This window comes from Eikenella sp. HMSC061C02, from assembly GCF_001809035.1.
In the GTDB taxonomy this organism is placed as follows: domain Bacteria; phylum Pseudomonadota; class Gammaproteobacteria; order Burkholderiales; family Neisseriaceae; genus Eikenella; species Eikenella corrodens.
The window spans coordinates 1-5,743 of sequence record NZ_KV795558.1 but is presented as its reverse complement, the minus strand read 5'-3'; the positions used below and the strand labels follow the sequence as shown (position 1 = coordinate 5,743).

The following is a 5,743-nucleotide window of genomic DNA, read 5'->3' as shown; positions in this document are numbered from 1 at the left end:
GCTGTACTGGTTTAAATTTAATTCACTATAAAAATCCAAAGCGGCGATGCAGCCACAGACGGCACATAAAGCATGGCAAAACCAGCCTGCCCTGTCGGAAGAAATAACCGCATCGGCCATCAGCCGTTTCTATTCCAAGCCGCTATATCGTACAATAAACGCCCTTGTTTTCACAATTTGGAAGCCTGTTTTGAAAAAATATGTTGGATTGGCCGCCCTGCTGGCCGCTGCCCCGCTGTATGCCGCGGATTTGGTGAACCATGCGGACAACCGCCCTGCTTCGCTCGACACCAGCGCGCAGAAGCGGGTGCAGGTGGTGAACGTATGGGCGACATGGTGTGTGCCGTGCCGACGCGAAATGCCGGCGCTTTCGCAGTGGTATGCCGCGGAAAAACGGCAGCGGCGCGGCGTGCGCGTGGATATGGCGGGTGTAGCGCTGGATAAGCCTGCCGATGTGAGCCGCTTTTTGCAAAGCGTGCCGGTGCGCTACCCGATTCTGCGCTACACCGGCAATGACAGCACCGCCTGGATGCACGGCTTGGGCAACCCAACCGGTGCCCTGCCCTTCACCGTCATCCGCGCCCCGGCCTGCGGCAACTACCGCAAAACCCTGCTGGGCGAAGTATCGCCGCAACAGCTCACGCAAGCAGTGGCCGAAGCGTCGGCGAAATGCCGCGCGGGCTGAAGCGTTTGATAAAAATGAATGGTATAGTGAATTAAATTTAAATCAGGACAAGGAGGCGAGCCGCAGACAGTACAGATAGTACGGCAAGGCGAGGCAACGCCGTACTGGTTTAAAGTTAATCCACTATATGAAGGCTACCTGAAATTTTTCAGGTAGCCTTTTTAGCCTGTCTATGGCCGACCAATTAAGCCAAGGCCTGCTCAATCAAGCTTTTCACTGCTGCCGCACTGTTGGGCAGCACGGTAACGTGTTGCGGCAGGTTTTCCAGCCCGGCCAGTGCGGCGGGGCGCGGCGGGTTTACTTCATGCCCGGCGGCTTCGCTGATGGTGTCGGCAAACTTGGCCGCCAGCGCGGTTTCCAGGCACACGACGGTTTCGCCCGCTTCGCGCAATTCGCGCGCCACTTTCACGCCGTCGGCGGTGTGCGGGTCGAGCCATTCGCCGTCGCTGGCTTGCACCGCGCGGATGGTGGCGAGGCGGTCGGCATGGCGGCTGGAGCCGGACACAAAGCCGAAGGTGTCGCGGATGCGCGGCAACTCGGCAGATAAATCGAAACCTTCGCCCGAGGCTACCTGCTGCCACAAAGAGGCTACCTGAACGCTGTCCCTCCCCAATAAATCAAACACAAAACGCTCGAAATTGGAGGCTTTGGAAATATCCATCGACGGGCTGGAGGTAACGTAGGTTTTAGCGGCGCTGCGCGGGCGGTAGCGACCGGTGCGGAAGAACTCGTCCAGCACATCGTTTTCGTTGGTGGCCACCATCAGGCGGCGGATGGGCAGGCCCATCTGTTTGGCGATATGCCCGGCGCAAATGTTGCCGAAATTGCCGCTGGGCACGCAGAAGCTCACTTCTTCGCTATTGCTTGCGGTGGCGCGGAAATAGCCGGCAAAGTAATACACCACCTGCGCCACGATGCGCCCCCAGTTGATGGAGTTTACCGTGCCGATGCTGTATTGCTGCTTGAAGGCGGCATCGTTTTGCAGCGCTTTCACAATATCTTGGCAGTCGTCAAACATGCCTTCGATGGCGATATTGTGGATGTTGGCATCGGCCAGGCTATACATTTGCGCCCGCTGGAAGGCGCTCATTTTGCCGTGCGGCGACAGCATAAATACATGAATGCCGGCCTTGCCGCGCAGGGCATATTCGGCGGCAGAGCCGGTGTCGCCGCTGGTGGCGCCGATAATATTCAGGCATTTGCCTTCTCGCGCCAGCACATATTCGAAGGCATGGCCGAGAAACTGCATGGCCATGTCTTTGAAGGCCAGCGTGGGGCCGTTGGACAGGGCTTGGATTTTGATGCCGTCGGAGAGGGTGCGCACCGGGGTGATTTCGCGCGTGCCGAACACGGCTTCGGTGTAGGTGTTGCCGGCCAGTCGGCGCAAATCGGCTGCCGGAATATCGTCGATAAACAGGCTCATGATTTCAAACGCCAATTCGGCGTAGCTCAAATTTCGCCAGCTTTGCAGCGCGGCTGCATCCACCTGCGGATAACGCTCCGGCAGCATCAGGCCGCCGTCGGGCGCGAGGCCCATAAGCAAAACTTCGCTGAAAGATTTGGGCGCGGTTTGCCCGCGCGTGCTGATGTATTTCATAAAAACACCGTTGGAATAATGATTTGTATAAAAAGGCTACCTGAAATCCGAAGCACCGGAATCGGTAAACGACACCGGCTCGCGGCGGCTGAGCCAATACCAGGCTAATAGTGCGCCACACACCGCGCCGCCCACGTGCGCCAGATGCGCGATGTTGTCGCCAAACAGCGATACTCCGCCGAACTGGGCAAACAGCTCATACCCCACCGCCACCGGCACCAAATACTTCGCCTTAATCCGCATCGGCAAAAACATCACCGTGAGCGGCGCATCCGGGAAGCACAGCGCAAACGCCGCGAGCACACCGAACACCGCGCCCGATGCGCCCAGCAGGTGGGTATAAAACGCCATCGCCAAGCCGTCGGGCACATTGGGCAGGCCGCCGGAGAGCAACGCCGAGCGTACTGTAGCTTCGTCCAGCCCGATTTGCTCGGCCACATTGCGCACGCCGTTGGCAATCAGGTATTCGTTCCAGCCCGTATAAAGCAACGCCCCGGCCAAGCCGCACAGCAAATACAGCAGCAAAAAGCGCCGCTGGCCGAAACGCAGCAGCAACATCGGAGCAAACGAACACAACACCACCATATTAAACAGCAGATGCGTGAAATTCGCGTGCAAAAACATATGGCTAAGCCACTGCCAATATTGGTAGCGCGGATGCTCAAGCGGCCACAACGGGCCGGCCAGCTGCAAAAATTCAAAACCCGGCAACTGCATCAGCACAAACACCAGCACATTCAGCGCCAGCAAGGCATACAGCACCGCAAAATCAAAACGGAATCGCATACGGAAAAATCAGTCAAACGTTAAAAACAGCCCGTGCCGGGCTATTTTCAGAAAATCAGAAAATCGGAAACACAGCTTTCAGGTAGCCTTTCAGTATTCGCAGCCGATGCGCTTAAGGCTACCTGAAAGCCATCGCGCCGCATCATACCACAACCCGCCCCTTCCCCCTGAAGCCGCCGCGCAGAATTTGCTATAAAATCCACCCCAACGCCTTACCACTTTTCAGGTAGCCCGCCATGCCCAACGACCTCTTCACCCAAACCCCCGCCGCCCCCCTGGCCGAACGCCTGCGCCCGCACACGCTCGACGACGTAGTCGGCCAGCAGCACCTGATCGGCGCGGGCAAGCCCCTGCGCGTGGCCGTGGAAGGCGGGCAGCCACACTCCATGCTGCTGTGGGGGCCGCCCGGCGTGGGCAAAACCACCCTCGCCCGCATTCTCGCACAAAGCTTCAACGCCCAATTCCTGCCCGTATCCGCCGTATTTTCCGGCGTGAAAGACATCCGCGAAGCCGTCAACAAAGCCGAAATCGCCCTCCAGCAAGGCCGAGCCACCATTTTGTTTGTCGATGAAGTCCACCGCTTCAACAAAGCCCAGCAAGACGCCTTCCTGCCCTATGTGGAAAGCGGCCTGCTCACCTTCATCGGCGCCACCACCGAAAACCCCTCCTTCGAAGTGAATCCCGCCCTGCTCAGCCGCGCCCAAGTTTACGTATTGCAAGCCCTTTCTGCCGACGAACTCGCCCAGCTCACCGCCAAAGTGTTCGCCCTGCCCGAATACCGTAGCTTCAGCCTCGAAGAAGACGCGCAAAAACTGCTCATCCAAACCGCCGACGGCGACGCCCGCCGCCTGCTAAACCTGCTCGAACAGCTCCTGCGCGCCGCCGCCACCCGCCGCATCAGCCGGCTCAATGCCGACTTCCTGGCCGACAGCCTCGGCAGCCAAATCCGCCGTTTCGACAAAGGCGGCGAAAGCTTCTACAACCAAATCTCCGCCCTGCACAAATCCGTGCGCGGCTCCCACCCCAACGCCGCCCTCTACTGGCTCTGCCGCATGCTCGACGGAGGCGCCGACCCACGCTACCTCGCCCGCCGCATCGTCCGCATGGCCTGGGAAGACATCGGCCTGGCCGACCCACGCGCCCTCACCATCGCCAACGAAGCCGCCCACACCTACGAACGCCTCGGCTCCCCCGAAGGCGAGCTCGCCCTCGCCCAAGCCGTGCTCTATCTGGCTGCCGCCGCCAAATCCAACGCCGGCTATACCGCCTACAACCAAATGCGCCAATTTGTGAAGCAACACGGCAGCGCCGAAGTGCCGATCCACCTGCGCAACGCCCCCACCAAGCTCATGAAAGAGCTCGGCTACGGCCGCGCCTACCGCTACGCCCACGACGAACCGTACGCCTACGCCGCCGGCGAAACCTATATGCCCGAAGGCCTGGCCGAGCCCGATTTCTACCAACCCGTGCCACGCGGCCTCGAAGCCAAAATCGCCGAAAAATTATCCTGGCTCAAAGATTTGGATGAAGCCGCCCTAAGCAGCACCACGCAGCCGGAAGACAAAAAGGCTACCTGAAATTTTCAGGTAGCCTCCACACCTCAACAACCAAGGAAGCCCATGCGCGATCCCGATTTCTTCCTCCGCCGTTATGCACCCACCACCAATATCATGGCCTTTTTGGAAGTTCCCTATGACAAGCTGGTTGACTGTATAGCCCAGTGGGAGCGTAAACGGGATAAATATCGTGAAGTGCCCGTACAAAAGATTGAGATTGGCGGCACATGGGAGCAAAGATTGAATAGCCTGCTGCCGCTGACTCTACATTCCCCCAAAGCAATGATTTCCGAAACCCAGTCTCCATGGTGTGTTTATGTGGATAACGGTATGCAGGGGACTGATATTTATTCAGACCCAAGTTATTTATGCCAAATATTAGGTGTCCATGAGATCGCAATCACCATGGTACGGGATATTCCAAAAATTAAACCAGGTTCAACCCAATTCAGTTATAGCGATGGTTCGAGAGCCAAAAAAATTGTTTCCGAAACAGGCTATTATTATGAAGTTCCTGGGCGTTATATTGCAGCACATCGAGAAAGCCGCTGGGAATTTGTCGAACAAGGCGAGCCCTTCCCATTTGAAGAGTTAGAACAATACCAAGCCCGGCGCATCAAAGACCGGCTCACCCCGGAAATGGTGGAACGCTATTGCGGCCATTTCGGTATCGACTTATTCAACCCCGATTTCTATAGCGGCCGAGCCTGTATTTTTGAAAGGCAAGTGCACCCAGACATCCCGAAGCTACTGCACTTTCCCCAATCAGCAGCAGCCGTAGGTCAGCAAAGTAGGTTGGGTTAGCCGCAGGCGTAACCCAACAAATTAAAGTGAAATGTTAGGGTTACTAACCCAACCTACACCCTGCCTGATCAACAGACTACCTGAAAAATGAATTTCAGGTAGTCTGCTTATTATGTGGAGTGTAGGGTGTGAGCGGAACACACGCACGCGGCTTTGGAATAACTGGCAATTAGACTAGATGAATTAAAATATCATAAGGATTAACATATGAAATTAAATTGGAAATATGAAAAATGGCGTGAACAGGGCTTCATAGATTCTTATATAGAATCATATATTAGTTTAGGGGCTTAGGAAGCAAAATCACTCAATATA

5 protein-coding genes and 1 pseudogene are annotated in these 5,743 nt (G+C 56.6%); 4 read left to right on the top strand and 2 right to left on the bottom strand.

Translation table 11 applies throughout. From position 1 onward, the window contains the following. Window positions 1-190: 190 nt before the first annotated feature. Together HMPREF2541_RS06945 and HMPREF2541_RS12395 are read left to right on the top strand one after the other, a co-directional pair. Entirely contained in the window at window positions 191-685 is a 495-nt protein-coding gene (locus tag HMPREF2541_RS06945) for a TlpA family protein disulfide reductase (RefSeq protein WP_231103845.1), read from the top strand. Window positions 686-707: 22 nt separating this feature from the next. Further along, window positions 708-814, top strand: a pseudogene (locus HMPREF2541_RS12395) (IS5/IS1182 family transposase); the annotation flags it as partial. A gap of 55 nt (window positions 815-869) precedes the next feature. Here HMPREF2541_RS12395 and thrC read toward each other — a convergent pair. Together thrC and HMPREF2541_RS06935 are read right to left on the bottom strand one after the other, a co-directional pair. Then, on the bottom strand, window positions 870-2,282 hold the full coding sequence (gene thrC / locus HMPREF2541_RS06940; RefSeq protein ID WP_070542551.1) for a threonine synthase: 1,413 nt from the start codon (window positions 2,280-2,282) through the stop codon (window positions 870-872). Window positions 2,283-2,318: 36 nt separating this feature from the next. Then, entirely contained in the window at window positions 2,319-3,068 is a 750-nt protein-coding gene (locus HMPREF2541_RS06935; RefSeq protein WP_003823072.1) for a rhomboid family intramembrane serine protease, read from the bottom strand. Window positions 3,069-3,304: 236 nt separating this feature from the next. Between HMPREF2541_RS06935 and HMPREF2541_RS06930 the strand changes: the two genes are divergently transcribed. Continuing rightward, window positions 3,305-4,645: a replication-associated recombination protein A gene (locus tag HMPREF2541_RS06930; RefSeq protein WP_070542548.1), complete on the top strand. Its 1,341-nt coding sequence runs from the start codon at window positions 3,305-3,307 to the stop codon at window positions 4,643-4,645. 42 nt (window positions 4,646-4,687) lie between these two features. Next, entirely contained in the window at window positions 4,688-5,428 is a 741-nt protein-coding gene (locus HMPREF2541_RS06925; RefSeq protein ID WP_064086358.1) for a hypothetical protein, read from the top strand. Window positions 5,429-5,743 lie beyond the last annotated feature (315 nt).

What these genes read in the sequence shown, in the direction of transcription:
- thrC (WP_070542551.1), bottom strand. Translation starts at nt 2,282, where the DNA reads ATGAAATACATCAGCACGCGCGGGCAAACCGCGCCCAAATCTTTCAGC.
- HMPREF2541_RS06935 (WP_003823072.1), bottom strand. Translation starts at nt 3,068, where the DNA reads ATGCGATTCCGTTTTGATTTTGCGGTGCTGTATGCCTTGCTGGCGCTG.
- HMPREF2541_RS06930 (WP_070542548.1), top strand. Translation starts at nt 3,305, where the DNA reads ATGCCCAACGACCTCTTCACCCAAACCCCCGCCGCCCCCCTGGCCGAA.
- HMPREF2541_RS06925 (WP_064086358.1), top strand. Translation starts at nt 4,688, where the DNA reads ATGCGCGATCCCGATTTCTTCCTCCGCCGTTATGCACCCACCACCAAT.